The sequence below is a fragment of the Nocardioides sp. T5 genome (assembly GCF_048161455.1).
GTDB lineage: Bacteria > Actinomycetota > Actinomycetes > Propionibacteriales > Nocardioidaceae > Nocardioides.
In genome coordinates this window covers 1,504,988-1,530,525 of the sequence record NZ_CP182415.1, presented here as the reverse complement: position 1 = coordinate 1,530,525, position 25,538 = coordinate 1,504,988, and the positions used below count along the sequence as shown (strand labels likewise).

At 72.9% G+C, this 25,538-nt stretch carries 25 protein-coding genes; 13 read left to right on the top strand and 12 right to left on the bottom strand.

Features of this window, described 5'->3' with window-relative positions:
* Positions 1–4 precede the first annotated feature (4 nt).
* Both ACNKF0_RS07475 and ppdK read left to right on the top strand, forming a co-directional pair.
* Entirely contained in the window at positions 5–745 is a 741-nt protein-coding gene (locus ACNKF0_RS07475; protein WP_416957102.1) for an NUDIX hydrolase, read from the top strand.
* Positions 746–759: 14 nt separating this feature from the next.
* Positions 760–3,423 (top strand): pyruvate, phosphate dikinase, encoded by a 2,664-nt coding sequence (gene ppdK, locus ACNKF0_RS07470; RefSeq protein WP_416957100.1) that lies wholly within the window; start codon positions 760–762, stop codon positions 3,421–3,423.
* Between the two features lie 6 nt (positions 3,424–3,429).
* Here ppdK and ACNKF0_RS07465 read toward each other — a convergent pair whose 3' ends face one another.
* Positions 3,430–4,374 (bottom strand): co-chaperone YbbN, encoded by a 945-nt coding sequence (locus ACNKF0_RS07465; protein ID WP_416957098.1) that lies wholly within the window; start codon positions 4,372–4,374, stop codon positions 3,430–3,432.
* A gap of 57 nt (positions 4,375–4,431) precedes the next feature.
* Here ACNKF0_RS07465 and ACNKF0_RS07460 point away from each other — a divergent pair, with 57 nt between their 5' ends.
* The 3 genes from ACNKF0_RS07460 (at position 4,432) to ACNKF0_RS07450 (ending at position 6,461) form a co-directional block, all read left to right on the top strand.
* Positions 4,432–5,007: a GtrA family protein gene (locus ACNKF0_RS07460; protein ID WP_416957096.1), complete on the top strand. Its 576-nt coding sequence runs from the start codon at positions 4,432–4,434 to the stop codon at positions 5,005–5,007.
* Between the two features lie 77 nt (positions 5,008–5,084).
* Positions 5,085–5,813 (top strand): hypothetical protein, encoded by a 729-nt coding sequence (locus ACNKF0_RS07455; RefSeq protein ID WP_416957094.1) that lies wholly within the window; start codon positions 5,085–5,087, stop codon positions 5,811–5,813.
* 159 nt (positions 5,814–5,972) lie between these two features.
* Positions 5,973–6,461: a hypothetical protein gene (locus ACNKF0_RS07450; protein WP_416957092.1), complete on the top strand. Its 489-nt coding sequence runs from the start codon at positions 5,973–5,975 to the stop codon at positions 6,459–6,461.
* On the opposite strand, the gene meaB is transcribed toward ACNKF0_RS07450, so the two are convergent.
* Positions 6,458–7,432, bottom strand: a complete 975-nt coding sequence (meaB, locus tag ACNKF0_RS07445; RefSeq protein ID WP_416957090.1) for a methylmalonyl Co-A mutase-associated GTPase MeaB — start codon at positions 7,430–7,432, stop codon at positions 6,458–6,460. The genes ACNKF0_RS07450 and meaB overlap by 4 nt on opposite strands.
* Before the next feature lie 19 nt (positions 7,433–7,451).
* Positions 7,452–8,657, bottom strand: coding sequence for an acetyl-CoA C-acetyltransferase (locus tag ACNKF0_RS07440; RefSeq protein WP_416957088.1), 1,206 nt, complete (start codon positions 8,655–8,657; stop codon positions 7,452–7,454).
* Between the two features lie 261 nt (positions 8,658–8,918).
* Between ACNKF0_RS07440 and ACNKF0_RS07435 the strand changes: the two genes are divergently transcribed.
* Positions 8,919–9,677, top strand: coding sequence for a LamG domain-containing protein (locus ACNKF0_RS07435; protein ID WP_416957086.1), 759 nt, complete (start codon positions 8,919–8,921; stop codon positions 9,675–9,677).
* Positions 9,678–9,765: 88 nt separating this feature from the next.
* Complete coding sequence (gene mce, locus ACNKF0_RS07430) at positions 9,766–10,215, top strand: methylmalonyl-CoA epimerase (protein ID WP_416957084.1); 450 nt, start codon at positions 9,766–9,768, stop codon at positions 10,213–10,215.
* Between the two features lie 19 nt (positions 10,216–10,234).
* On the opposite strand, the gene ACNKF0_RS07425 is transcribed toward mce, so the two are convergent.
* Genes ACNKF0_RS07425 through ACNKF0_RS07405 form a run of 5 tightly spaced genes read right to left on the bottom strand, consistent with a single transcriptional unit; the run spans position 10,235 to position 14,556 of the window.
* Positions 10,235–11,032: a putative hydro-lyase gene (locus tag ACNKF0_RS07425; RefSeq protein ID WP_416957082.1), complete on the bottom strand. Its 798-nt coding sequence runs from the start codon at positions 11,030–11,032 to the stop codon at positions 10,235–10,237.
* Positions 11,029–11,892 (bottom strand): biotin-dependent carboxyltransferase family protein, encoded by an 864-nt coding sequence (locus ACNKF0_RS07420; RefSeq protein ID WP_416957080.1) that lies wholly within the window; start codon positions 11,890–11,892, stop codon positions 11,029–11,031. The genes ACNKF0_RS07425 and ACNKF0_RS07420 overlap by 4 nt, the downstream gene beginning before the upstream one ends.
* A complete protein-coding gene (locus tag ACNKF0_RS07415; RefSeq protein WP_416957078.1) occupies positions 11,889–12,518 on the bottom strand; it encodes a 5-oxoprolinase subunit B family protein in 630 nt (209 codons plus the stop codon). Before ACNKF0_RS07415 ends, ACNKF0_RS07420 begins: the two co-directional genes overlap by 4 nt.
* A complete protein-coding gene (locus ACNKF0_RS07410) occupies positions 12,515–13,279 on the bottom strand; it encodes a LamB/YcsF family protein (RefSeq protein WP_416957076.1) in 765 nt (254 codons plus the stop codon). Before ACNKF0_RS07410 ends, ACNKF0_RS07415 begins: the two co-directional genes overlap by 4 nt.
* Complete coding sequence (locus ACNKF0_RS07405) at positions 13,276–14,556, bottom strand: NRAMP family divalent metal transporter (protein WP_416957074.1); 1,281 nt, start codon at positions 14,554–14,556, stop codon at positions 13,276–13,278. Before ACNKF0_RS07405 ends, ACNKF0_RS07410 begins: the two co-directional genes overlap by 4 nt.
* A gap of 71 nt (positions 14,557–14,627) precedes the next feature.
* Here ACNKF0_RS07405 and ACNKF0_RS07400 point away from each other — a divergent pair, with 71 nt between their 5' ends.
* From ACNKF0_RS07400 to ACNKF0_RS07390, 3 genes are all read left to right on the top strand, one after another.
* Entirely contained in the window at positions 14,628–15,368 is a 741-nt protein-coding gene (locus tag ACNKF0_RS07400; RefSeq protein ID WP_416957072.1) for a GntR family transcriptional regulator, read from the top strand.
* Between the two features lie 162 nt (positions 15,369–15,530).
* On the top strand, positions 15,531–16,871 hold the full coding sequence (gene ccrA, locus ACNKF0_RS07395; RefSeq protein ID WP_416957070.1) for a crotonyl-CoA carboxylase/reductase: 1,341 nt from the start codon (positions 15,531–15,533) through the stop codon (positions 16,869–16,871).
* 161 nt (positions 16,872–17,032) lie between these two features.
* On the top strand, positions 17,033–18,322 hold the full coding sequence (locus ACNKF0_RS07390) for a hypothetical protein (RefSeq protein WP_416957068.1): 1,290 nt from the start codon (positions 17,033–17,035) through the stop codon (positions 18,320–18,322).
* Positions 18,323–18,384: 62 nt separating this feature from the next.
* Here ACNKF0_RS07390 and ACNKF0_RS07385 read toward each other — a convergent pair whose 3' ends face one another.
* The gene (locus tag ACNKF0_RS07385; RefSeq protein ID WP_416957066.1) at positions 18,385–18,648 is read right to left on the bottom strand and encodes a hypothetical protein; all 264 of its coding nucleotides are present in this window, start codon (positions 18,646–18,648) and stop codon (positions 18,385–18,387) included.
* Between the two features lie 90 nt (positions 18,649–18,738).
* Here ACNKF0_RS07385 and ACNKF0_RS07380 point away from each other — a divergent pair, with 90 nt between their 5' ends.
* Complete coding sequence (locus ACNKF0_RS07380; RefSeq protein WP_416957064.1) at positions 18,739–19,665, top strand: AI-2E family transporter; 927 nt, start codon at positions 18,739–18,741, stop codon at positions 19,663–19,665.
* Here the strand turns inward: ACNKF0_RS07380 and ACNKF0_RS07375 are convergent.
* On the bottom strand, positions 19,643–20,653 hold the full coding sequence (locus tag ACNKF0_RS07375) for an EamA family transporter (RefSeq protein ID WP_416957062.1): 1,011 nt from the start codon (positions 20,651–20,653) through the stop codon (positions 19,643–19,645). The genes ACNKF0_RS07380 and ACNKF0_RS07375 overlap by 23 nt on opposite strands.
* A gap of 38 nt (positions 20,654–20,691) precedes the next feature.
* Here ACNKF0_RS07375 and ACNKF0_RS07370 point away from each other — a divergent pair, with 38 nt between their 5' ends.
* On the top strand, positions 20,692–21,228 hold the full coding sequence (locus tag ACNKF0_RS07370) for a CGNR zinc finger domain-containing protein (protein ID WP_299927703.1): 537 nt from the start codon (positions 20,692–20,694) through the stop codon (positions 21,226–21,228).
* A gap of 20 nt (positions 21,229–21,248) precedes the next feature.
* Here ACNKF0_RS07370 and ACNKF0_RS07365 read toward each other — a convergent pair whose 3' ends face one another.
* Together ACNKF0_RS07365 and ACNKF0_RS07360 are read right to left on the bottom strand one after the other, a co-directional pair.
* Positions 21,249–22,016 carry an alpha/beta fold hydrolase gene (locus ACNKF0_RS07365; RefSeq protein WP_416957060.1) on the bottom strand — a complete coding sequence of 256 codons (768 nt, stop codon included), beginning with the start codon at positions 22,014–22,016 and terminating at the stop codon, positions 21,249–21,251.
* Between the two features lie 62 nt (positions 22,017–22,078).
* Positions 22,079–22,858 (bottom strand): hypothetical protein, encoded by a 780-nt coding sequence (locus tag ACNKF0_RS07360; protein ID WP_416957058.1) that lies wholly within the window; start codon positions 22,856–22,858, stop codon positions 22,079–22,081.
* Between the two features lie 238 nt (positions 22,859–23,096).
* Between ACNKF0_RS07360 and ACNKF0_RS07355 the strand changes: the two genes are divergently transcribed.
* Positions 23,097–25,514 carry a LuxR C-terminal-related transcriptional regulator gene (locus tag ACNKF0_RS07355; RefSeq protein WP_416957056.1) on the top strand — a complete coding sequence of 806 codons (2,418 nt, stop codon included), beginning with the start codon at positions 23,097–23,099 and terminating at the stop codon, positions 25,512–25,514.
* Positions 25,515–25,538 lie beyond the last annotated feature (24 nt).

Here is a 25,538-nt window from a genome sequence, read left to right as displayed (position 1 = left end):
GGGAGTGCCCAGCCCCATCTCCGTGACGTCCGGCGACGGCGTCGCACGCCTGGCGTGGGAGGGCGAGGTCAGCACCGATGAGCTGCGGCGCGAGGTCGCTGCAGCCCTCGTCGACCACAGCCGGGTCGAGGTCCACGTGGACGCCGCCGACACCAGCGCCCAGCGGGCCGCCACGTGGGCGGGCATGCACCGCGAGGGCGTACGACGCGAGCTGGGCCAGGACGGCGAGCAGGCCGACCGCGTGGTCTACGCGCGACTGGTCACCGACACGCCGGTGCAGGAGCCGGGCGGCTTCCGGTCGCTCCTCAACTCCTTCCTCCCCCGCAAGCGCGCCATCGCGCAGATGCTCGTGCGCGACCGCGAGGGCCGGGTGCTGCTGTGCCAGCTGACCTACAAGCGCGACTGGGACCTGCCCGGCGGCGTGGTCGAGGTCGGGGAGTCGCCGCGCGTGGCGGTCCAGCGCGAGGTGGAGGAGGAGCTCGGCCTCGCGATCGAGCCCGGAGCGCTCGTGCTCACCGACTGGTTGCCCGCGTGGGGCGGCTGGGACGACGCCGTCTGCCTGGTCTTCGACGGCGGCACGCACGGGCCCGAGGTGCTGGCCGGGGTGGTCATGCAGGAGCGCGAGATCCGCGACGTGCGCTTCTGCACGCTGGAGGAGGTCGAGGAGCTGGCCGCCGACTTCACCTCTCGGAGGGTGCGCGCCGCGGTCGAGGGCGATCAGCCGTATACGGAGTCCGGTCGCTGAGGCAGGATGCCTCCATGACCTGGGTGTACGACTTCGCAGAGGGCAGCAAGGACCAGAAGGACCTCCTGGGCGGCAAGGGCGCCAACCTGGCCGAGATGACCAACCTCGGCCTGCCGGTCCCTCCCGGCTTCACGATCTCCACCGAGACCTGCCGCGCCTACCTCGCCGAGGGCGGCGAGCCGGAGGGGCTGGACGAGGAGGTCACCGAGCACCTCGCGTCGCTCGAGGAGGCCATGGGCAAGAAGCTCGGCGACGCCGACGACCCGCTGCTGGTGTCGGTGCGCTCGGGCGCCAAGTTCTCCATGCCCGGCATGATGGAGACCGTCCTCAACGTCGGCCTCAACGACACCTCGGTCGGTGGGCTCGCCGCCAGGAGTGAGTCCGACCGGTTCGCCCAGGACTCCTACCGCCGGCTGCTGCAGATGTTCGGCGGCACGGTGCTCCACGTCGACTCCGAGCTGTTCTCCGAGGCCCTCGACGAGGCCAAGCGGGCCAAGGGCACCGACTCCGACCTCGACCTCGACGCCGACGACCTGCGCGGCGTGGTGGAGACGTTCAAGGCGATCATCAAGGAGCAGACCGGCCGCGACTTCCCGCAGGACCCGCGCGAGCAGATGGACCTCGCCATCTGCGCCGTCTTCGACTCCTGGAACACCGACCGCGCCCGCCTCTACCGCCGCCAGGAGCGGATCCCCGAGGACCTCGGCACCGCCGTCAACGTGCAGGCGATGGTGTTCGGCAACTTCGGCATGGACTCCGGCTCCGGCGTCGCCTTCACCCGCGACCCCGCCAGCGGTGCACAGGGCCAGTACGGCGACTACCTCCAGAACGCGCAGGGCGAGGACGTCGTCGCCGGCATCCGCAACACGGTGCCGCTGGCCGACATGGCCGAGATCGACCGGAAGTCCCACGACGAGCTGCTCGACATCATGACGCGCCTCGAGCGCCACTACCGCGACATGTGCGACATCGAGTTCACCGTCGAGCGCGGCAAGCTGTGGATGCTGCAGACCCGCGTCGGCAAGCGCACCCCCGAGGCGGCGTTCCGCATCGCTGTCCACATGGTCGACGAAGGCCTGATCCAGATGGACGAGGCCGTCCTCCGCGTCACGGGCGACCAGCTCGCGCAGCTCATGTTCCCGAGCTTCGACACGTCCGCCGCGCGCTCCCTGCTCGCGACCGGGATGAACGCCTCCCCCGGAGCGGCCGTCGGCAAGGCCGTCTTCGACTCCGACACGGCCGTGGAGTGGGCGGAGCGCGGGGAGGACGTCATCCTGGTCCGCAAGGAGACCAACCCCGACGACCTGCGCGGGATGGTCGCCGCCCGCGGCATCCTCACCAGCCGGGGCGGCAAGACCTCCCACGCGGCCGTCGTCGCCCGCGGCATGGGACGTACGTGCGTGTGCGGCGCCGAGTCGCTCGACGTGGACACCAAGGCCAGGGAGTTCCGCGTCCGCGACGGCGAGACCGTCCGCGAGGGCGACGTGATCTCCATCGACGGGACCACCGGCGAGGTCTTCGCCGGCGCCGTGCCCGTCGCGGACTCGGTGGTCGTGCGCCACTTCGAGGGCGAGAAGCTCGACGCCGACCTGGCCCACGCCGTCGCCCGCATCATGGCCCACGCCGACGGCGCCCGCCGGCTGCGCGTGCGCACCAACGCCGACACCCCCGACGACGCGGCCCGGGCCCGGCGCTTCGGCGCCCAGGGCATCGGGCTGTGCCGCACCGAGCACATGTTCCTCGGCGAGCGCCGCGAGCTCGTCGAGAAGCTCATCGTCGCGCAGGACGAGGAGGGCGTGGAGGCCGCGCTCGCCGAGCTGTTGCCGCTGCAGCGTCAGGACTTCACCGAGATCCTCGAGGCGATGGACGGGCTGCCGGTGACGATCCGCCTGCTCGACCCGCCGCTCCACGAGTTCCTGCCCGACATCACCGAGCTCAGCGTGGAGGTGGCGATCGCGGAGGAGCGCGGGGAGGTCGACGAGCGCGCCTCGACCCTCCTCACCCACGTCCGGCGGCTGCACGAGCAGAACCCGATGCTCGGCCTCCGCGGGGTGCGCCTCGGCATCCAGATCCCCGGGCTGTTCCGGATGCAGGCACGGGCCATCGCCGAGGCCGCCGCCGACCGGCAGCAGGTCCACGGCGCGCCCCGTCCCGAGATCATGGTGCCGCTCGTGGCCAGCGTGCGTGAGCTGGCGATCGTCCGCGCCGAGATCGACCGGGTGATCGCCGAGGTGCAGGAGGACCGCGGCATGAAGCTGGACATCGCGATCGGGACGATGATCGAGCTGCCGCGTGCGGCCTTCCTGGCCGACCGGATCGCGAAGTCGGCGGACTTCTTCTCCTTCGGCACCAACGACCTCACGCAGATGGCCTGGGGCTTCTCCCGCGACGACGTGGAGTCGGCGTTCTTCTCCCGCTACTTCGAGCACGGCATCTTCGACGTCTCGCCGTTCGAGTCGCTCGACCAGCTCGGCGTCGGTGGCATGGTCGAGATGGGGACCACGAAGGGCCGCGAGGTCAAGCCCGCTCTCAAGGTCGGGGTGTGCGGAGAGCACGGCGGCGACCCGCTGTCGGTCCACTTCTTCGACACCGTGGGACTCGACTACGTCTCGTGCTCCCCGTTCCGGGTGCCCGTGGCGCGGCTGGAGGCCGGCCGCGCGGTGCTCAAGCGGCGCTGACCCCGGTCAGAAGAGGGCGGACGCCAGGTTGCGGCGCGCCGCGAGCACCCGCGGGTCGTCGTTGCCGACCGCGGCGAAGAGGCCGAGGAGGTGGTCACGCGCCTGCTCCCGGTCCTTGTCGGCGGTGCGTGCGACCAGGTTGACCAACCGGGTGAAGGCGTCCTCGACGTGCCCGCCGAGCATGTCGAGGTCGGCCACCATGGTCTGGGCGTCGACGTCGTCGGGGGCGTCGGCCGCGGCGGCACGCGCGGCGTTGAGGTCGACGCCCTGCGTGCGCTGCATGACCTTGGCGATGGCGAGCCCGCCGGCCGCCTCCACGTCGGCCGGGTTGGCGTCGACCAGCTTCTGGTACTCCGCAACAGCGGCGTCGACGTCACCTGCGGCGAGCGCGTCCTGGGCGGGCGCGTAGCGCGGGTCGACGACCTCGTCCTCGCCCTCGGCCGCGGGAGCTCCCCCGGACCGTGGCTGGTGGCGGCCGGTGATGCCCTGGGCGGTGAGCTGCTGGCCGACCTGGGTGAGGGCGGTGCGCAGCTCGTCGATGGGGAGCGGGTCCTGCAGCAGCGGCATCGGGCGACCGTCGACCACGGCGACGACCAGCGGGATCGACGGGATCTGCATCGCCTGGGCGATCTGCGGCACCGCGTCGATGTCGACGAGGCCGAGCAGGTAGCGGCCCTCGTGCTCCTCCACCACGGTCGCGAGGTCGTCGGCGAGCTGCCCGCTCTCCGGCATCCGGGTCCGGGAGTAGAAGGCGAGGAGAACCGGAGCGGTCGTCGACTGCTCGAGGAGGGCCTGGAAGCCCTGCTCGTCCACGACCACGCTGTAGGAGCGGGCGTCGGCGGGCGCGCCCGGGGCGGCCGGGCCGGGGGCGGGCGCGCCGGCCGGGGCGGCGGGCCGGCCGAGACCGGAGAGGTCGATGGCTCCTGGGCGGCTGAACGGCTGCTGCGTCATGGCTCAATCCTAGGGAGACGCGCCACGTCGGGAAGAGGGGGTCGGTAGCCTCGGGGCATGGGAATCCGGGCAGCCGCCCTGATGACGCGCCACCGGCGCAACGTCGGCCTCCTCGTCCGCTTCGGCATCGTGGGCGCATCCGGCGTGCTGGTCAACCTGCTGACCCTGGTGGTCCTGCGCCGGTTCGGCCCGCACTTCGACGAGGCGGTCGTCGCGCTCGGCTCCACCGGGTTCAACCTGCGCTGGTACCACGTGTACTCGACGATCGCCTTCCTGGTCGCCAACCTGTCGAACTTTCAGCTCAACCGCACGTGGACGTTCAAGAGCAACCTCGCCGCCCGGTGGTGGCGCGAGTACTGGCCGTTCCTGGTGGTGGGCCTGGTCGGCCAGGTGATCGGTCTGGCCCTCCTCACGCTCCTCATGCATCCCGGCTCCCCCCTCAGCCTGCCGCGTGACGTCTTCGACGACTCCTCGGGTCTCCGCAACCGCCTCTACTGGTCCCAGCTGATCGTGATCACCCTGGTGACGCCGCTGGCGTTCGTGCTCAACAAGCTGTGGACCTTCGCGGCCGTGCGCAGCGCCCGGCTCGGCCTCGTCGAGGAGCCCCAGCGCGACGACGTACGCGTGCCCTGAGGCCCGTCGGCACCTGTCGCCGGACTGCTACCGCGTGGTAGAACATGCCGGGGTTTCGACGGGGAGGGCGCCACGCCATGACGACTGCGGGGTCGTACGACTTCAACGGCTACCAGGTGCTGGTCATCGGTGGCACGCGGGGCGAGGGACACAGCATCGCCTCGGCCTTCGCCTCCTCCGGCGCGTCGGTGACCGTCACGGGCACGATGATGCTGCGCTCCCTCTACGACAACGACCTCTCCGCCTTCGACTACGAGTCGGTCAACCTCGCCCGGCAGGAGTCGATCGACCATCTCGTCGGCACGGTCAACCACATCGACGTCCTCGTGCTCGCAGCGTCCTGCCACCTGCCCTACGGCCTGCCGCCCGGCGAGCAGGCGTTCATCGCCCATGCCGCCCGCTCGGGGCTGCTGGGACCGACGTTCCTGACGACCCGGCTCCGGCTCAAGCTCGGGCAGAGCCCCGCCCTCGGCGGTGGGTGCGTCGTCAACACCGGTGCCGTGACCAGCTGGTTGCAGCTGTCCAGCACGCCGGAGGCCGCCCGGCGCGAGCTGGCCGAGTCGACCGCTCGCGCCGGCCGCAACTGGGCCGGCCTCGGCGTCCGCGTCAACTCCGTGCTGCAGGAGAGCCGTTCCGTGCTCCCCCGGCAGTTCGCCCCCAGCGCCCCGGTCGGCGGCAGCCGGGTCGCCGGCGGGACCTTGGTCCGCTCCCAGCCCCGGGTGGGTGACGCCGTCACCGACGCCGCCCTGTTCCTCGCGAGCAGCTCCGCCGCCCGCATGACCGGGCAGACCCTGCGGATCAGCTGAGCGGACCGACGTGCCCGTGCGCGCCACGGTCAAGATCGGCGAATCGCCGCGAGCGGCCGCCGGGCGAGGTTACATTTCACCCACACGGAAGCAACGCGGGATCCACAGAGTCCCTCGCCGTCTCGGGTCGGCAGCTCCCTCGCTCGGAAGGACGTCTCCTTGACTGCAGACCTGGTCTCCCCCCACCCGCTCGCACGGGGCGTCTCCCGGCCCGGGCGCGTGCCTCGCCGGGGACGCGAGAAGCTCGTCGAGCAGTCGCCGGGACCCGGCTCGCCGGTCGCTCCCCTGTGGGCGTCGCTCGTCGACGTGCTCCGGGCCATCGACGGTCCGTCGTCGGCGCTGCTCGCCACGGTGGACGGCGACGCGGTGGCCGTCCACGGCCTCACCCAGGACGACATCGCCCGGGTCGCGCGCCAGAGCAGGGCGGCGTTCGCGGCGCGTGCCGCCGGCGGACCGGACCCGGAGCACGCGGTCGACACGGTCGAGCTCACGATGGGGATGTGCCACACCGTGATCGCGTCCGTGCCATCGGCGGGTGAGCGTCACCTGCTCACCGTCAGCGCGCAGGGTGTGAGCGTGCAGGTGCTCGAGGCCTGGACCCGCCGGCTCGCCGACGACATCCACCTGGCCCTGACGGGTCCCGCCTAGCCCGGCGCCCGGCCGTCGTCGTCGAGCAGCTCGTCGGCAGCGGCGTAGGGGTCCACCTCGCCCGCGACCACCCGCCCGGCGAGCGCATCGAGGTCGGCGCCGGAGCCGGCACGGCCCCACCGCTCGCGCAGCGCCGCCAGGGCGATCGCCTCCACCTCGCGGCGGGCCCGGAGCGTACGTCGGCGGGCGAGCTCGCCCGACTCGCGCAGCCAGGCCGCGTGCCGGTCGACCTCCGCCAGCAGGTCGTCGATGCCCGCTCCCGTGCTGGCCACCGTCTGGACGACGGGCGGACGCCATGCCCCGTCTCGACGCTCCGCCATCGCGAGCATCGTCCGGAGCTCGCGCCGCGTGCGGTCGGCTCCCTCGCGGTCGGCCTTGTTGACGGCGTAGACGTCCCCGATCTCGAGGATCCCCGCCTTGGCGGCCTGGATGCCGTCACCCATCCCCGGCGCCAGGAGCACCAGCGTGGTGTCGGCCAGCCCCGCGACCTCGACCTCGCTCTGGCCGACGCCGACGGTCTCCACGACGACCACGTCGCACCCGGCGGCGTCGAGGACCCGCACCGCCTGGGGCGTCGACCACGCCAGGCCACCGAGGTGGCCGCGCGCGCCCATCGAGCGGATGTAGACGTCACGGTCGAGCGCGTGGTCGCCCATGCGCACCCGGTCACCGAGCAGGGCACCGCCGGAGAAGGGCGAGGAGGGGTCGATCGCCAGGACGCCGACGCGCTTGCCCGCGCGTCTCATCGCTGCGACGAGGGCGTTGGTCGAGGTGGACTTGCCGACGCCGGGGGCACCCGTGATGCCCAGCACGTGGGCGCGGCCGGCGTCGGGACCGAGAGCCGCCATCACCTCGCGCAGGAGCGGCGAGGCGTCCTCGACGAGGCTGATCAGCCGGGCGACTGCGGCCGGGTCGCCCTGACGTGCCCGCGCGACGAGGTCGGGGACCGCCTGGGCTCCCCGCCTCGCCACGCCGGACGTCACCCGTTCCTCACGCAGACGGGACGCGGACGATCAGGGCGTCGCCCTGGCCGCCGCCACCGCAGAGCGCGGCCGCGCCGACACCGCCGCCGCGACGCTGCAGCTCGAGGGCGAGCGTGAGCACGACCCGGGTGCCGGACATGCCGACCGGGTGCCCGAGCGCGATGGCACCGCCGTTGACGTTGACCTTGGCGTCCTCGATGCCCAGCTCGCGCGCCGACGCGATGCCGACGGCGGCGAACGCCTCGTTGAACTCGACCAGGTCGAGGTCCGTGGGTGAGATCCCCTCCTTCTCGCACGCCTTCGCGGTCGCGGCGGCAGGCTGGAGCTGCAGGGTGGAGTCGGGACCGGCCACCTGGCCGTGCGCGCCGATCTCGGCGAGCCACGTCAGACCCAGCTCCTCGGCCTTGGCCTTGCTCATCACGACCACCGCGGCGGCGCCGTCGGAGATCTGCGAGGCCGAGCCGGCGGTGACCGTGCCGTCCTTGCTGAAGGCGGGGCGGAGCTTGCCGAGGGACTCCACGGTGGTGTCGCCGCGGACGCCCTCGTCCTCGCTCACCACGACCGGGTCGCCCTTGCGCTGCGGGATCTCCACGGGGACCACCTCGTCGGCGAACACGCCGTTCTTCCAGGCGACCGCGGCCTTCTGGTGCGAGTACGCCGCGAAGGTGTCCTGCTCCTCGCGCGTCAGGTTGGCGCCGGCCGCGTTGCACTCCTCGGTGAGCAGGCCCATCGCCTGGGAGGTGAACTGGTCGAAGAGCGCGTCGTAGGCCATCGAGTCGACCAGCGTCACGTCACCGAACTTCGCGCCCTCGCGCGACTTCGGCAGGAAGTGCGGGGCCTGGGTCATCGACTCCATGCCGCCGGCCACGACGATCTCGCACTCCCCGGCCCGCACGAGCTGGTCGGCCAGCGCGATCGCGTTGAGTCCGGAGAGGCACACCTTGTTGATCGTGATCGAGGGCACCGACATCGGGATGCCACCCTTCACCGCGGCGGTCCGGGCCGGGTTCTGCCCGGCGCCGGCCTGGATGACCTGGCCCATGATCACGTAGTCGACCTGGTCGCCGGCGACGCCCGCCTTGTCGAGGGCGCCCTTGATGGCGACGCCACCCAGGTCGGCGGCCGACTGGTCCTTGAGGCCGCCGAGCAGGCGGCCGATCGGGGTGCGAGCCCCCGCGACGATGACCGAGATTGAGTGGGCCGAGTCGGACATGACGGTGCCTCCAGCGATCGGTTCGAGATTCGGGGGTCGTGCTCCTTCGGACACTACCCACCGCGCCGCCCCCGCCGGGAGGGTGTCCCCTCCGGCCCGAGTGAGGCGCTCGTCACAGGGAGGGGCCCCTCCGACGGGGAGTCATCAAAATGTGGGACCCCCTCCCACCGCACACCCCTACGGGTGGATGACCGTGATGGGCTGGTCGCAGTCGCGGTCCTCGGGGAATCGCCTTCACCCCCCACCACCGAGGAGTGCCCGATGATCCGGTTCCGCCGTACCTCCACCTCCGTCGCGGCCGTGGCCACGGCCGCCGCGCTCGCCGTGGCGCTGGCCGCCCCGCCCGCCGGCGCCCGTACCGACGACCTGGCCGGCCTGTGGCTGCTCAACGAGGGGTCCGGACAGGTCGCGAACGACCTCTCCTTCAGCGGCAACCGCGGCCAGCTCGGCTCGACGTCGAGCGCGGACGCGCAGGACCCGGAGTGGATCCCCCTGCCCCGCCTGTTCCTCCTCAAGCGGGCCGCACTGCGCTTCTCCGGCTCGCAGACCGTCCGGATGCCCGACGCCCCGTCGCTCGAGCCGGACGGCGTGACCGTGCTGGCGCGGGTGCGCAGCACCGGGCCCGGGGCGTTCCGCTACGTGATGTCCAAGGGCGCCCTCCAGTGCGACCGAGCGTCCTACGGCCTCTACACCGGCGAGGACGGCGGACTCCAGTTCTACGTCTCCGACGGGACGCAGGCCCACCTGTCGGCCGACGCCGGGTCCGCGCTGTGGGACGGCGCGTGGCACACCGTCCGGGGCGCGTTCGACGGCCAGGAGCTGCGGTTGTACGTCGACGGCGCCCAGGTCGGCGCGCCGGTGGCTGCCCCGGTGAGCATCGCCTACGGCATGCCCGACGGTGACGACTTCTTCCTCGGCGACTACGCCGGCCCGTGCGCCAGCCCGCTCGGCTTCATCGGTGACATCGACTCGGCGGCTGTCATCGGCCACTACGACATCGACGCGGGCTTGGTCCAGTAGATCCGGACGGGGAGCCGGCCCGGGGCCTCGGGAGTGGCGACCGTCACACACCCTCGCCCCGGCGCCCGGCGTCGTACAGCATGACCCCATGACCCCCGAGCTGAGCGACGTCCGGCACCTCTTCACCGCCATCGACCACGTGGGCATCGCCGTGCCCGACCTCGACGAGGCGACGGCCTTCTACCGCGAGGCCTACGGCATGGAGGTCCTCCACGAGGAGGTCAACGAGGAGCAGGGGGTCCGTGAGGCCATGGTCGGGGTGGGTGACTCCGGCTCCTGCATCCAGCTCCTGGCGCCGCTCACCCCCGAGTCGACCATCGCCAAGTTCCTCGAGCGCAACGGCCAGGGGATCCAGCAGCTCGCCTTCCGCGTCGACGACGTCGAGCACGTGGCCGAGGTGCTGCGCGGGCGCGGCCTGCGCCTGCTCTACGACGCGCCGAGGCGCGGCACCTCCGACAGCCGCGTCAACTTCATCCACCCCAAGGACGCCGGCGGCGTGCTGGTCGAGCTCGTCGAGCCCGCCCGCCCCGCACACTGATCCGACCGCCCCGCAGGGCTCACGGCACCAGGTAGTCGCTGTCGCGCGCGTCGGTGACGAGCATGTGGCCCGGGGCGTGCGCGATCGCGAGCGGGGGACGCGACTCCATGACCGCGGCCTGCGGGGTCACGCCGCACGCCCAGAACACCGGCACCTCACCGGGACGTACGTCGACCGGGTCGCCGAAGTCGGGCACTCCCAGGTCGCCGATCCCCAGCGCCGCGGGGTCCCCCACGTGGACCGGCGCCCCGTGGACCGCGGGGTAGCGCGAGGTGATGCGGACGGCGTCGGCGACCTGCGCGGCCGGGACCGGGCGCATCGAGACCACCAGCGGCCCGGAGATCGCCCCGGCAGGACGGCACCGGCGGTCGGTGACGTACATCGGGACGTTGACCCCCTGCTCCACGTGCCGGACCGGCACGGCACCCTCGGCCAGCGCGGACTCGAAGGTGAAGCTGCAGCCGATGAGGAACGACACCAGGTCGTCGCGCCACCACGCCGACACGTCGGCGGTCTCCTCGGCGAGCTCGCCGTCGACGTACACGCGGTAGGCGGGCAGGTCGGTGCGGACGTCGCCGTCGAGCAACGGGCCCGCGACCTGGCCCGCCTCGAGGACGTCCAGCACCGGGCACGGCTTGGGGTTGCGCTGGGCGAAGACCAGGAAGTCGAGCGCGAGGTCGCGCGGCAGCACCATCAGGTTGGCCTGGGTCCAGCCCCTGCTCCAACCGGCTGTGGGCGTCACCAGGCCCTCGCGGAAGAGTCGGCGGGCTGCACCCGGGGTGAGCGCGGCACGGTCGTCGGTCGGTCGAGCAGTCATGGGGCCTCCACCCATCGGAAGCGCACCGGGTCCCCGGGGCGCAGCTGTGCGGCACGGTCGACGTCGGCGTCGACGACGACCGCCACCACCGGATAGCCGCCGGTGACCGGGTGGTCGGCGAGGAAGAGCACCGGCTCGCCGCTCGGCGGCACCTGGACGGCGCCGCGCCAGGCGCCCTCGCTCGGCAGCTCCTGGTCGCGGGCCGGACGCAGGGCGTGCCCGCCGAGCCGCATGCCGACCCGGTTGCTGCGCTCGGTCACCGACCACGGGGCGGCCACCAGCGCGTCGACGTCGTCGACCCAGCCGTCGCGGGGGCCGCGCACGGCGCGCAGCACCACCTCCCCGGCGAGGTCGGGAGCGGTGACCGAGTCGACGTGCGGGAAGCGGTCGGCGGGCACGCCGACCGGCAGCACGTCACCGACCTCGAGCGGCGGCGGGCCGAGACCGGAGAGGACGTCGCTGGAGCGCGAGCCGAGCACCTCGCCGGGAGAGACCCCGCCGCGGACGCCGAGGTAGGACCGCAGGCCCGCACCCGGTCGGCCCAGCACGATGCGGGCACCCGGCTCGGCGAAGAACACCGCGTGCGAGCCGACGTCGCGCCCGTCCACCTGCACCGCGCACGCGGCGCCGGTGACGCAGCACCACACCCCCTCGTCGAGCACCGCCACCTCCAGGCCGCCGAACGTCGCCTCGACGGCAGCGGCGTGCTCGGGGTTGGCGAGCGCACGGTTGGCCTGGCGCAGTGCACCCCGGTCGGCCGCGCCCGAGCGACCGACGCCGACACCGGACAGTCCGCTGCGCCCGAGGTCCTGCACCAGCGCCAGCGGCCCGGTCGCGTGCACGCGCACGGCCCGGGTCATCGCGGCACCTGCACGAAACGCACGCGCACGCCCGGGGCGAGCAGGGCCGGCGGGTCCCGCTCGATGTCCCACAAGGTGGCGTCGGTCCGTCCGAGGAGCTGCCACCCGCCGGGCGAGGCGCGCGGGTAGATCCCCGAGTACTCCCCCGCCAGCCCGACCGCACCGGCCGGCACCCGCGTCCTGGACTCCGTACGGCGGGGCACGTGCAGGCGCTCGTCCTCGCCGATCAGGTAGCCGAAGCCGGGCGCGAAGCCGCCGAAGGCCACCTGCCACGTCTGACCGGTGTGGGCGGCGACGACCTCCTCGACCGAGAGACCGGTCAGCTCCGCGACGTCGGCGAGGTCGTCGCCGTCGTAGGTGACCGGCACCTCGACGAGGGGGGTGTCGTCCGCGTCGACACCGCCGGGAGCCGGGCAGACGCCCGCGAGGACCTGGCGCAGGTCGGAGACCGCAGCGCCCTCGCCCGCGACGGCGAGGACCGTGCGCGCGGCAGGGACGATCTCGCCGACCGCGTCCGCGCCGAGGGCGCGCAGGGCGGCGGCATAGGCCACGGCCTCGCCCGTCGAGCCCAGCTCGACCAGCAGCGCGCGGTCACCGTAGGGCAGCAGCCGCACCCCGCCCGTCATGCGAAGCCCCCCAGTGCCACACCCTCCGCGGCGAGCCCGTCGCGGACGGCCTCGGCCATCGCGACGGCTCCGGGGCTGTCACCGTGGACGCACACCGAGTCGGCCTCCACCCGCACGCTCGAGCCGTCGATCGCGACCAGCGTGCCGTCGGTGACCAGGCGCACGACCCGCTCGGCGACCGCCACGGGGTCGGTGAGCACCGACCCCGGCTCCGAGCGCGCGACGAGCGTGCCCTCCGGGGTGTAGGCCCGGTCGGCGAACGCCTCGCGGACCGTGCGCAACCCGGCCTCCTCGGCCACGGCCAGCAGGCGCGACCCGGGCAGCCCCAGCACCGGCAGGGACGGGTCGTAGGCCCGCACGGCTGCCACGACCGCCCGCGCCTGCACGTCGTGGTGCACGGTCGCGTTGTAGAGCGCGCCGTGCGGCTTGACGTAGGCGACGCGGGTCCCGGCGACGCGGGCGAGCGCCTCGAGCGCACCGATCTGGTAGATCACCTCGTCCGCGAGCTCGACGGGGTGGTAGTCGACGAACCGGCGTCCGAAGCCGGCGAGGTCGCGATAGCCCACCTGCGCCCCGACGACCACGCCGTGCCGCGCCGCCGTCTCGCAGCACTGCCGCAGCGTCGAGGCGTCACCGGCGTGGAAGCCGCAGGCCACGTTGGCACTCGTGACGACCTGGAGCACCTGCTCGTCGTCACCGAGCTCCCAGCGACCGAACGACTCGCCGACGTCGCTGTTGAGGTCGATCCGCGGGCCGCTCACAGGTCACCCAGCAGCAGGAGCGCGTTGTAGCCGAGGTAGAGCGTCAGCAGCCAGGCGAGCGCGCCGACGACCAGCAGCCACGCCGGGTAGCGGTAGCCGTTGAGCAGGTCGCGACGGCGCCAGGCGACCCACAGCAGCACGCCGAACCCGATCGGGAGGATCAGCCCGTTGAAGGTGCCGGCGAAGATCAGCAGCTGGGTGGGTGCCTGCTCGATGATCAGGTAGACCACTGCGCAGAAGGCGATGAAGGCGACCGTGACCAGGCTGCGGGTGCGCTCGGCCGTCGCCGACGTGGTCACGAACGACACGGACGTGTACGCCGCCCCGATGACCGACGTGAGCGCGGCCGACCACAGGATCACACCGAAGACGCGCAGGCCCGCCTCACCCGCCGCGGCGCTGAAGGCGGAGCCCGCGGGCCCGCCGACCGCGTCCTGCGAGAGCACCGCGCCACCCGCGACGACGCCCAGGATCGCCAGGAAGAGCAGGATCCGCATCAGGCCGGTCACCAGGATGGACACGACCGAGCTGCGGGTGATGTCGCGGACGTGCTCGGGACCGGACAGCCCGGAGTCGAGCAGCCGGTGTGCGCCGGCGTACGTGATGTAGCCGCCGACGGTGCCACCGATGATGGTGGTGGTGGCGACGAAGTCGAAGGTGTCCGGCGCGACGACGCTGACCAGCGCCTCCCCGACCGGCGGCGACGTGGTGATGGCGATCACCAGGGTGGCCACGATCATCAGCAGGCCGAGGAGCACCACGATCCGGTCGAGCGCCACACCGGCACGTCGGCTCAGGAAGATCCCCACCGCGATGGCGGCCGACGCCGCACCGCCGATGCGGGGGTCCACGCCCAGCATGGCGTTGGCGCCGAGCCCGGCACCGGCGATGTTGCCGATGTTGAAGACCACGCCGCCGGCGAACACCAGCGCGGCGAGCAGGAAGCCGACCCCCGGCACGACCGCGTTGCCGAGCTGGTGGGCGCGCAGGCCGGAGACGCCGATGACGCGCCACACGTTCATCTGCACGGCGATGTCGACGACGATCGAGATCGCGATCGCGCAGGCGAAGGCGGCGCCCAGGGTGATCGTGAAGTTGGCCGTCTGGGTGATGAAGCCAGGCCCGATGGCGCTGGTCGCCATGAGGAAGACGGCGCCCATCACGGCCGTCCGGCTGAATCCGGACTCTCCCGCGGTCCCGGTCCCGGTCCCGGTCCCGGTGCCGGTGCTGGCCGCCGCTGATCCGGCGGGGGTCTCGGCTGGTGTGTTCTGGGTCATACCGGGACAGTAAGGATTGTTCAACAATTCTTCAATACCCCGGACATGACAACTCCCCTACGCTGTGACACATGGGCACCACCGACCCCGCGAGTCCCATGGGCCGCGGACACACCGACCTCGACGTGGTGCTCGACGAGGTCCTCGCGGCCCGCCGGGCGGAGCGCACGGTCATGAGCACCTCCGCGGACCGCGCCGCCCGGGTGGTGCGCGAGCAGGTCGTCGAAGGTCATCTCCGCTCGGGCACCCGCCTTCCCGAGGAGCGCCTCGCCGCCGCGCTCGGCGTCTCCCGCAACACCCTGCGCGAGGCACTGAGCCAGCTGGTCGCCGAGCGCATCCTCGTGCGCGAGCCGCACCGCGGCGTGGTCGTGGCCACCCCCGAGGTCGCCGACGTCGAGGACGTCTACCGCGTACGCCGCCTCGTCGAGCCGGCCGCGCTCGCCCACGGCACCGGCCACACGCCTGCGCGGGTCGCGGCCGTGGCTGCCGCCGTGACCGAGGGCCGCGAGGCCGGCGAGCGCGGCGACTGGGACGCGGTCGCGTCGGCCAACCAGCACTTCCACCGGGCCGTCGTGGCGCTGGCCGGCAGCCCCCGCCTCGACGCCCAGATGCACCTGCTGCTCGCCGAGATGCGCCTGTTCTTCCACCAGATGGGCGAGCCCCGGCGCTTCCACCAGCCCTACCTGGAGGAGAACGCCACCATCGCCGACCTGCTCGGCGCGGGCGACCGCCAGGGCGCGGCGGACCGTCTCGACACCTACCTGACGGCTGCCCAGACGCAGCTCGTCGCCGCGTTCCGCGACGGCGCCTGAGCACGCCTCGGGGCCCCCGTCGCACCCCCTCGGAACGGACTGGATCGATCCAACGAGCCGCGGGCCGCGGCGTAGGTCACACTCGGGTGACACGACATATACCCGTCGGTACCTTTCACGCACCCGAGCCCCCGACGCCCCCGACGCCCCAGGAGCCAGCCCGTGCACACCATCCTCGAAGCGATCCAGTCCGACAGCGCGACCTCGGAGGACTTCGCCGGTCTCGAGCTCCCGGAGTCCTACCGCGCCGCCTTCGTGAAGAAGGACGAGGTCGACATGTTCGAGGGCCTGACGGCGAAGGAGAAGGACCCCCGCAAGTCCCTCCACGTCGACCAGGTCCCGCTGCCCGAGCTCGGCCCCGGCGAGGCCTTCGTGGCCGTGATGGCCAGCGCCATCAACTACAACACCGTGTGGACGTCGATCTTCGAGCCCGTGTCCACCTTCGGCTTCCTCGAGCGCTACGGCCGCAACAGCGAGCTGACCAAGCGCCACGACCTGCCGTACCACGTCGTCGGCTCCGACCTGTCCGGCGTCGTGCTCAAGACCGGCCCCGGCGTCACGAAGTGGAAGCCGGGCGACCGCGTCGTGGCGCACTGCCTCTCGGTCGAGCTCGAGGGCCCCGACGGCCACAACGACACGATGCTCGACACCGAGCAGCGCATCTGGGGCTTCGAGACCAACTTCGGTGGTCTCGCCGACGTCGCGATGGTCAAGGCCAACCAGCTGATGCCCAAGCCCGAGCACCTCACCTGGGAGGAGGCCGCCTCTCCCGGCCTCGTCAACTGCACGGCGTACCGCCAGCTGGTCAGCAAGAACGGCGGCGACATGAAGCAGGGCGACAACGTCCTCATCTGGGGTGCGTCCGGCGGCCTCGGCGGCTTCGCCACGCAGTACGCCCTCAACGGCGGCGCGACCCCCGTGTGCGTCGTCTCCAACGAGGAGAAGGCCCAGATCGCCCGCAGCATGGGCGCGGAGCTGATCATCAACCGCTCCGAGGAGGGCTACAAGTTCTGGAACGACGAGGGCACCGCGCAGGACCCCAAGGAGTGGAAGCGCTTCGGCGCCCGCATCCGTGAGCTCACCGGCGGCGAGGACATCGACATCGTCTTTGAGCACCCCGGCCGCGAGACGTTCGGCGCGAGCGTGTTCGTCACCCGCAAGGGCGGCACCATCACCACCTGCGCGTCGACCTCGGGCTACATGCACGAGTACGACAACCGCTACCTGTGGATGAACCTCAAGCGCATCATCTCCAGCCACTTCGCCAACTACCGCGAGTCGTGGGAGGCCAACCGCCTCATCGCCAAGGGCAAGATCCACCCGACCCTCTCGAAGACCTACACGCTCGAGGAGGTCGGCCAGGCGTCGCTCGACGTCCACCAGAACGCCCACCAGGGCAAGGTCGGCGTGCTCTGCCTCGCCCCTGAGGAGGGTCTGGGCGTGCTCGACCACGAGATGCGCGCCCAGCACGAGAGCGCCATCAACAGGTTCCGCGGGGTCTGATCCCGCCTGTGGTCTCGGCCCTGAGACCGGCCTGAGACCTTTCACACCCCGGTTCGCGCGACTCGCACGAAGTCGCCCGCGAGCCGGGGTGTGTCTTTCGAGGGGCATCGGAGAGACTGGCACCGACGCAGTCCGTACGACGTGAGAGAGGGTGCCTCACCATGGCTTCCGACCAGGGCCTGTCCATCTTCGACGAGCCGGAGTCCGCCGACGGCAAGGCCGCCACCGGCCCTGCCACGGGCGAGACCGCCGGGGAGGAGACCCAGGTGCTGCCGGTCACGCCGAAGGACGAACCGCGCACCGAGCCGAAGGCAGGCCCCGCGAAGCCGGCTCCTCGGCCGGCCGCGGAGACCTCCCGCCCGACGCCCCCGCCCTCCCCCGCCCCGGCTGCTCCTGCCGCCCCGGCCGCGGCTCCGTCCGAACCCGAGGCGACCCGGCGCTCGCCGGTCGTCCCCGCGGCTGCGCCGCTCCCCGTGGTGCGTCGCGGCGGCTACGACAAGGCGGCCGTCGACCAGCGTGTGGGCCAGCTCCAGAGCGAGAAGACCGGCCTGGCCACGAGCCTCGCCGACAGCGAGGAGCGGGTCATCGAGCTCGAGGCCGAGCTCGAGCGGCTGCGCCAGGAGGTCGCGGAGAACACCAACCCGACCTATGCCGGGCTCGGCGGACGCGCCACGTCCATGCTGAAGATGGCCGAGGACGAGGCGGCCGACGTGCGCACCGCCGCGCGCCGCGAGGCCGACGAGATCCGCACCCAGGCCGAGCGTGACGCCCACAGCATCCGTGCCGACGCCGCACGCGAGGCCGACGACATGCGCATGGTGCAGCTCAAGGAGCTCGACGAGATGCGTGCGCGGCTGACCGCCGACGCCGAGACCGAGCGCGGCCTCGCCAAGGCCGAGGCCGAGGACCTCCTCGCCTCCGCCCGCCGTGAGTCCGACCAGGTACGGCTCGCCGCCCAGCAGGAGACCAACGAGATGCGGGTGACCGCGACCCGCGAGGCCGAGCAGGCGCGCGCCGCGGCCGACCGCGAGGTCCAGGAGGCGCGGCGCACCCTCGCCGTCGAGAAGGAGCGGCTCACCCGCGAGGCCGCCGAGCACCACAGCAACGCCACCGCCGAGACGCAGCGCCTGGTCGCCGAGGCGGAGGCGCGTGCGAACGCCGCCGAGCAGCGGGCGCGCGAGGCGACGGCCCAGGCCAACGCCCACCGCCAGCAGGCGCAGAGCGAGTCCGAGGGCCTGCTCACCCGGGCCCGGCGCGAGGCCGAGCAGATCGTCGCCTCGGCCCGCACGCAGGCCGACTCGATCGGGGCGACCCGGGTGGCCGAGGCCGAGCGCGAGCTGGCCAACATCCAGGCCGAGGTCGACCGCGCCGCCAAGCGCCGCGACGCCATCACCGCCCAGCTCGGTGCCCTGCGCGACGTGGTCGCCGGCTTCGGCGAGGACGAGTCCTGAGCTGGCGCGACCGGCTCAGGGAGCGCGTCACCTCCGCTCCCGGAGACTCGGGCGACCCACGCTCAGCCTCCGACGCGACGGTCGCACTGCGCCGGGCCGCCGACGACCCCGCCGAGCTCCCCCAGGCGCTCGAGGAGGTCGTCGACCAGGTCACCGACGACGCCGACCGCGCCGAGGCCGCGGCGGACGCGGCCGAGGAGTCGGCCCGCTCCGCCTCCGTCATCGCCGAGAAGATCGACGACGCCACCGACCTCGTCGTCGACGAGGCCACACCGGCGCCCTACGTCCCCGCCGATCCGGCGCCGGCTCCGCTGCTGCTGCGGCACTCACCGTTCAACATCGGCTTCTTCGGTGCGCTCGGTGCGCTGATCGCGGTCTTCCTGAGCGAGCAGCTGCTCAGCATCTCCTCGATCCTGGTGCTGCTCGTGATGTCGATGTTCCTCGCGATCGGCCTCAACCCGACCGTGGAGCTCTTCATGCGTCGCGGTCTGCGACGCGGGCTCTCGGTGCTCCTGGTGCTCGTCGTGGTGATCAGCGTCCTGGCGCTCTTCGTCGTGGCCATCGCCCCGGTGATCAGCGAGCAGATCGCCGCCATCACGCGCAACGCGCCGGGCTGGCTCGACGACCTGCAGTCCAATGCGCAGGTCCAGCGGCTCGACGACCGCTACGACGTCATCGCCAAGGCACGCGACTACGTCCAGAACGGCGACTTCGGCGAGAGGCTCTTCGGTGGCGCGCTCGGCGTCGGCCTCCGGGTGCTCTCCGCGGTGGCCAACAGCTTCATCGTGGTCGTGCTGATGATCTACTTCCTCGCCTCGCTCCCGAGCATCAAGCACGCCGGCTACTCCCTCGCGCCCGCCTCGAAGCGGCCGCGGGTCAGCGAGCTGGGCGACAAGATCATCCGCTCCACCGGTGCCTACGTCGCCGGCGCGTTCCTCGTCGCCGTCTGCGCGGGCCTGAGCACGCTGATCTTCTCGTTCGTCGTCGGGCTCGGTGACTACGCCTTCGCGCTCGCCTTCGTCGTCGGCCTCTTCTCGCTCATCCCGGTCGTGGGTGCGTTCGTCTCAGGAGCACTCATGACGCTCCTGGCCCTGACGGTCTCCCCGACCGTCGCGCTGATCGCGCTGATCTACTACATCGCCTACCAGCAGGTGGAGTCCTACCTCATCTACCCGCGCATCATGAAGAAGTCCGTCGACATCCCGGGGTCGGTGACCGTGGTGGCAGCACTCGTGGGCGGATCGCTCATGGGCATCGTCGGCGCCCTGCTCGCGGTGCCGGTGGCCGCAGCCCTGCTGCTGCTGCACCGCGAGGTGTTCCTCAAGCGGCAGGACGCCCGCTGAGGTCACGCTCCGGGTCGGGCTCCGTCTCGGGGTCCGGCAGGGGCTCGACCGTGAGCGGCGCACGCCCCTCGCCCAGCTTGACCACGACCACGCCGGCCAGCACCAGCAGGCCGCCGGCCAGCTGGACCGGGCGGGGCAGCTCGCCGAGCAGCAGCCAGGCCCAGATGACGGCCGCGAGCACCTCGCCGAGGGCGACGAAGGACGCCAACCGGCTCCCGAGGCGGCGTCCGGCCTCGATGCCGGTGACGTAGGCGAAGGCCGCGGTGGCCAGCCCGAGCAGCACGACCGTGACCCACCACGGCAGCGTGAAGCCGTCGTACGCCGCGTCCGCGGTCGACGCGTGGAACGGCAGCACGCCGATCGCACCGGCCGTCCCGAGCACGACGCTCGCCACGAAGAGGCCGCCGGCAGCCAGGCTGATGCCCGGCAGGCCGTTGCCCTCGTCGGCGGAGATGATGAAGTAGCTCGCCGCGCCGACCATCGCCCCGAGCGCCCAGAGGACGCCCACCGTGCTCAGCTCGGCACCGGAGACGACGTCGAGCACGAGCACCAGCCCACCCGCGGCCAGCGCTGCCCCCAGCACCGTCAGCCCGGACGGGCGGTGGCCGTGGCGCGCCCAGAGCCAGACGACCACCGCGACCGGCGCGGTGTACTCCAGCAGCAGCGCCACGCTGACCTGCATGTAGGTGACCGCGTAGAAGTAGCAGAGCTGGGCGCCCGCGACCGCCGTGAGGCCGTAGACGGTGACGAGGCCGGCGTTGGCGCGCAGCAGGTGCATCCGACCACGCAGGGCCAGCAGGCCGGGCACGAGGAGGACGACGGCCGCGATCACCGTGCGGAGCGTGACGGCCGCGCCGGCGCTCCAGCCGGTGTCGAGCAGTCCACGCGCCAGCGCGCCGGACATGCCGAAGGTGACGGCGGACGCCACGGCCAGCACGAGTCCGGCCGCCGTCCGCGACGATCGAGTGTCATGGGTCAAAGCCGTCACGGTCATGACCGTAGGCGCGGTGCCTGTAATGTGTCAACATGCTTTTCACGGATGACACGGACGCGGCGCTGCAGGCAGCCGTCGCACTGGTCAACTCCACCGACGAGCCCGGCCAGCCGCTGGGCTCGGTCGACGACCTGTCGGCGTTCCTCGCCTCCTGGCCCTACACCGGACGGCACGACGCGACCCCCGCCGAGCTCGAGTCCGTACGCCGCCTCCGCCCGGCGCTGCGTGCGCTGCTGCTCGCCGAGCGCGACGAGGCGGCGGCCATCGTCAACGACATGCTCGCGCGCGCCAGGGCGCTCCCCCAGCTGCAGCGCCACCACCACTGGGACTGGCACCTCCACGCCGTCGACCCGGACCGCCCGCTCGACGAGCGCGTGGTGGTCGAGACCGCGATGGCGATGGTCGACGTCATCCGGTCCGGCGAGATGTCGCGCCTCGACACCTGCGCGGCCGACGACTGCGACGACGTCGTGCTCGACCTGTCGCGCAACCGGTCGCGGCGCTACTGCTCGACCACGTGCGGCAACCGCGAGGCCGTCGCGGCCTACCGGGCGCGCCAGCGCACCTGACCAGCGCCGCCCGACCTGCCTCAGGGCAGGAAGCGCCGCAGCACCTCGAGGAAGACCTCGGGCTGCTCGGAATGGACCCAGTGACCGGCGTCCTTCACGAGCACGCGTCGGTTGCGGGGGAAGCGGCGGTCCATCTCCGGGGCGTAGTCGTCGGAGATGTAGTCGGAGCGGGCACCACCGACCCACAGCACCGGGCCGTCGTACGACGCGTCACCGAGCTCCTCGCCGGGCCAGCCGACGAGTGCGGCCATCTCCTCGCCGAGCAGGTCGAGGTTGATCTGCCAGTGCCAGCCGTCGTCGGTGCGGCGGAGGTTCTGGAGCAGGAAGCTGCGCACCACGCGGTTGGGCACCGCCTCCTCGAGCGCCGCCTCCGCCTCGCCGCGGCTCTCCAGGGATTCCAGGTCGAGGCCACGCATGGTCTCGATGTAGCCGACGAACTCCCGCCCGCTCTCGTAGGCCGCCGGGGCGATGTCGACCACGACCAGCCGCTCGACCAGCTCGGGGTGCCGCAGGGCGAGGCACATCGCGATCTTGCCGCCCATCGAGTGCCCGACGAGGGCGACCGGCTCGTCGCCCAGCTCGGCAGCGACCAGGTCGGCCAGCTCGAGGAAGTCGAAGGACTCGGTCCAGGGCGAGCGCCCGTGGTTGGGCATGTCGAGCAGCACCACCCGGTGGTCGGCGCTGAGGGCCTTCGCCGCCTGCGTCCAGTTCTTGCCCTGTCCGAAGAGTCCGTGGCAGAAGACGACGCGGGGCCCGGACTCGCCGAGCTCGGTGCGGTGCAGGCTCACCCGCCCATCCTCCCGCAGCCCGGTCAGGTGGCGGTCACCGACCCGTCCCGGAGCGGAGTGCGTCAGAAGTCGAAGCCGTCGAAGCCGTCGAAGCCGTCGAACATGCCGCCGATGCCGTCGCCGATGCCGCCGAACATGTCGCCGAGGCCCTCCCCGATCGCCCCGATGCCCTCGCCGAGGCCGTCGAAGCCGCCGCCGAAGAGCATGCCCATGAACATCCAGTCCATCGGAGAGAAGGCACCGAAGTAGCCCTGCGCGTAGGGCTGGTAGGCCCGGCCGCCCTGCCAGTAGGGCACCCGGCGCGAGCCGACCATCACCTTGCGGATGTCGGGCTCGGCGCCGGCACGCACCCGCTCGACGTCGAGCGCGCACGCAGGGACGTCGCGCTGCGCGCCGCTCGGCGGGGTCCACGGGACGTCGGCGACCGACAGGCCGTGCCGGGGGTCGAAGAAGCACGGCGGGCGGCGCTGCGGCAGCGGCTCCCCCGCCACCCGCGCCCGCACGCACGCCATCGCGTAGCGACCGTCCTCGAGGATCTCGGTGACGTGCTTGACGTCCTCGGGACGCGTGAGCGCCGCGGCGGCCGTCTTGGCGGACTCGTAGGCGTCGAGGGCGCGCTGGTAGTCGGCGTTGGCGCCCGCGTCGAGCGGGTGCCCGGCCAGGTCGATGTCGAGGTCCTGCAGCTCCACGCCGAGGGCGGTGACGTCCTCCTCGGCGAGCTTCTTCACCGGTGCGACCTCGGCGTCGGCCCGCGCCAGCTCCCGCTTCTTGCCCGTCTTCCCCGCGCCGACGGCGACGGCGACGAGGCCGCCGATGACGACCAGCAGGAGCACGAGTTCCATGGCCCCAGAATACGCAGCGGCAGCAAGGTCGTGAGCTCCGCTGCGGACCTGCAAGAGCAGGCCGCCCATCGACCCCCGACGATGTGCGACCTGCTCCGACAAGCGGCCGGTGGGCAGCGGGGCCATCCCCTCGCGCGGCCTCGATGCCCTCGGCGTACGAGAAGACTCCCGCGAAGCGTGCGGTCCCGGCATCCGTAGTCCTACGTAACTCCAGCTGCAGGAGCGATAGATTCCTTGCGTGCTGTCCCCCTGTCTCGGTCGTGACGACGTCCAGCGCGCGCTGCACGAGGCACTGGAGGAGTCCCGGTGGGTCACCGTCGTCGGCCCGCCCGGCAGCGGCAAGACGCTGCTCGTGCGCCACGTCGCCGCGACTGCGGCCGCCTCGTGGGTCGATGCGCGCAACCTGCGCACGATCGACGACGTGCTGGTCGCGGCCCTCGAGAGCCTCGACGCGGAGACCGCGCCCGGGGACTCGCTGGCGGGCGCCCTCGGCCGGGCGGTCGACGGCCGCGCGTGCCTGCTCGTGCTCGACGGTCTCGACCTCGACACGACCGACGCCGGGCCGGTCCTCCAGTCCGTGCTCGAGGCCACCAACGACGCCCGCGTGGTGGTGACGGCACTGACCACGGCCGGCCAGCGGGCGGAGTCCGTCGTACGCGTCGGACCGCTGCCGGTGCCCTCCCACCGCGCTCCGCTCGAGGGCCCCGCCGTCGAGATCTTCCTGCGCCGCATCCGCGCCGCCGGCGGGCAGCCGGTCGACCTGGCGGAGCAGGCGCACGAGGTACGCCGCCTGCTGCGGGCCACCGGTGGGCTGCCGCTGCTCATCGAGCAGGTCGCCGTGCAGTCCGCGCTCGTCGGGCTGAGCAACGCGATGTCGGCGGTCAGCCTCGACCAGGCCGTCGACTCCGCCCACGACCTCCTCGACGAGGCCAGCGCCACCGCCCTGCGGCGCATCGGGCTGCTCGACTTCCAGGTCGGGCTCGGGGTGCTCGCCCAGGTCCTCGACGTCACCGTCCGCGAGGCAGCCGACGTCGCCGGCAACCTGGTCCGCCGCAGCCTCCTCGAGCTCGACCCGCAGGGGCACTTCGACATGCTGTCGCCGATCCGAGGGCGCGCCCGCGCCCTCGCCACGCCCGAGGACGAGGCAGCGGTCCGCGCCGGTCTGCTCGCCTGGGCGCAGGCCCACGCACCGACGCACGACAACTACGGAGCCGCCGACGCCGAGTGGCTCAACGACCTGCCGGCCATGCGACACGCCGTGCTGACCGCGTGCGCGGACCCGGCCACGCGAGCGGAGGGATACTCCGTCGCCAACCGGATCTTCTCCTCGCTCTACACCTCGATGCGCGCCCGCGAGGCCGTCGAGATCCTCGAGGGCGCGCTCGCCAGCGGGGACGGACCGGCCGCCATCGGCGCCCAGATCGCGCGTCGCGCCGGCATCGCGGCCTCGGAGATGCGCGGCACCTACGAGGGGCTGTGGCTCCTCTCGCGCTCCGACGAGCACGCCTCCGCCGCACCGATCCCCGAGGAGCAGCTGTCCAAGACGGCGTCCATCCGCGCCGAGATGCACCTCGACGCGGGCGACCTGGCCAGCGCCGAGGCGGAGGCCCGGCGAGCGATCGACCTCGACCCCGACGGCTCGATCACCCGCCAGGCGACCCGCACGCTGGCCGACGTCTACACCTCGCAGGGCCGCTTCGCCGAGGCCACGGAGGCCGCCGCCGCCGCGATGCCCGCCCGCACGACCGGGGACGAGCGCTGGATCGACCTGTCGCTGCGCACCCTGCTGGCCCGGATCGCGCTCGAGCAGGGGCGCATCGCCGAGGCGGTCGCCGCCACCCGGGCCGTCGTGGTGGAGGCCCGCGAGCTGGCGGAGGACCGGGTCGGGCTGCTCGCCGAGACGCTCCTGCGCAACCTGGACCCGACCTGGGTCGCCACCGACGTCGTCCGCGAGACCTTGCCGTGGGCCGTCCGCCTGCCGGTGCTCGCCCAGGACGGGCGCGACCTCCTGGTGCGGGGCGATGCCCGACGGGCGGCGGGGCTGGCTGCCGACGTGGTGGCCCTCGCCGACTCCGCGAGGCTGGGACGCGACGGCGTCGACGCCCGCCTGCTCCTCGGCCGCGCGCTCGTCGACCTCGGCGACCTCGACCAGGCCACCACCACCTACCTCACCGCCCTCGACCACTGCCGCACGATGCGGCTGCCACTGCGGGCCGCCGACGTGCTCGACGGCCTCGCCGGGGTCGCCCGGGTGCGTGACCTGCCGGAGTCACGCGAGCTCGCCGCGGCGGCCTTCGCGCTGCGCACGCCGCGCAAGGCCGTGCGCTGGGGCTACTCCGCCGACTACGACGTGGTGCCGGCCGGCCGCGCGCCCCAGGAGTGGCTCGACGGCGACGACCTCTCGGCCGACGCGGTCAGCCTGATCACGGCCGTCCTCAGCCGCACGGCCTCCGCCCGCCCCTCGGTGCTCGACGCCCTCACCGCCGCCGAGCGACAGGTCGCCGAGCGGGTCGCGCACGGCCTGACAAGCCGGCAGATCGCCGAGGAGCTCTACGTCTCACCGCGCACCGTCGACGCGCACCTCACCCACATCTACCGCAAGCTCGACATCAACACCCGCGCCCGGCTCGCCGCGCTCGTGGTCGACAACCGCTGACCGGGCACTTCCTGCCCGTCCTGC

Coding starts and splice junctions, on each gene's coding strand:
- ppdK (WP_416957100.1), top strand. CDS start 760: ATGACCTGGGTGTACGACTTCGCAGAGGGCAGCAAGGACCAGAAGGAC.
- ACNKF0_RS07465 (WP_416957098.1), bottom strand. CDS start 4,374: ATGACGCAGCAGCCGTTCAGCCGCCCAGGAGCCATCGACCTCTCCGGT.
- ACNKF0_RS07460 (WP_416957096.1), top strand. CDS start 4,432: ATGGGAATCCGGGCAGCCGCCCTGATGACGCGCCACCGGCGCAACGTC.
- ACNKF0_RS07455 (WP_416957094.1), top strand. CDS start 5,085: ATGACGACTGCGGGGTCGTACGACTTCAACGGCTACCAGGTGCTGGTC.
- ACNKF0_RS07440 (WP_416957088.1), bottom strand. CDS start 8,657: ATGTCCGACTCGGCCCACTCAATCTCGGTCATCGTCGCGGGGGCTCGC.
- ACNKF0_RS07435 (WP_416957086.1), top strand. CDS start 8,919: ATGATCCGGTTCCGCCGTACCTCCACCTCCGTCGCGGCCGTGGCCACG.
- mce (WP_416957084.1), top strand. CDS start 9,766: ATGACCCCCGAGCTGAGCGACGTCCGGCACCTCTTCACCGCCATCGAC.
- ACNKF0_RS07425 (WP_416957082.1), bottom strand. CDS start 11,032: ATGACTGCTCGACCGACCGACGACCGTGCCGCGCTCACCCCGGGTGCA.
- ACNKF0_RS07420 (WP_416957080.1), bottom strand. CDS start 11,892: ATGACCCGGGCCGTGCGCGTGCACGCGACCGGGCCGCTGGCGCTGGTG.
- ACNKF0_RS07415 (WP_416957078.1), bottom strand. CDS start 12,518: ATGACGGGCGGGGTGCGGCTGCTGCCCTACGGTGACCGCGCGCTGCTG.
- ACNKF0_RS07405 (WP_416957074.1), bottom strand. CDS start 14,556: ATGACCCAGAACACACCAGCCGAGACCCCCGCCGGATCAGCGGCGGCC.
- ACNKF0_RS07400 (WP_416957072.1), top strand. CDS start 14,628: ATGGGCACCACCGACCCCGCGAGTCCCATGGGCCGCGGACACACCGAC.
- ACNKF0_RS07390 (WP_416957068.1), top strand. CDS start 17,033: ATGGCTTCCGACCAGGGCCTGTCCATCTTCGACGAGCCGGAGTCCGCC.
- ACNKF0_RS07370 (WP_299927703.1), top strand. CDS start 20,692: ATGCTTTTCACGGATGACACGGACGCGGCGCTGCAGGCAGCCGTCGCA.
- ACNKF0_RS07360 (WP_416957058.1), bottom strand. CDS start 22,858: ATGGAACTCGTGCTCCTGCTGGTCGTCATCGGCGGCCTCGTCGCCGTC.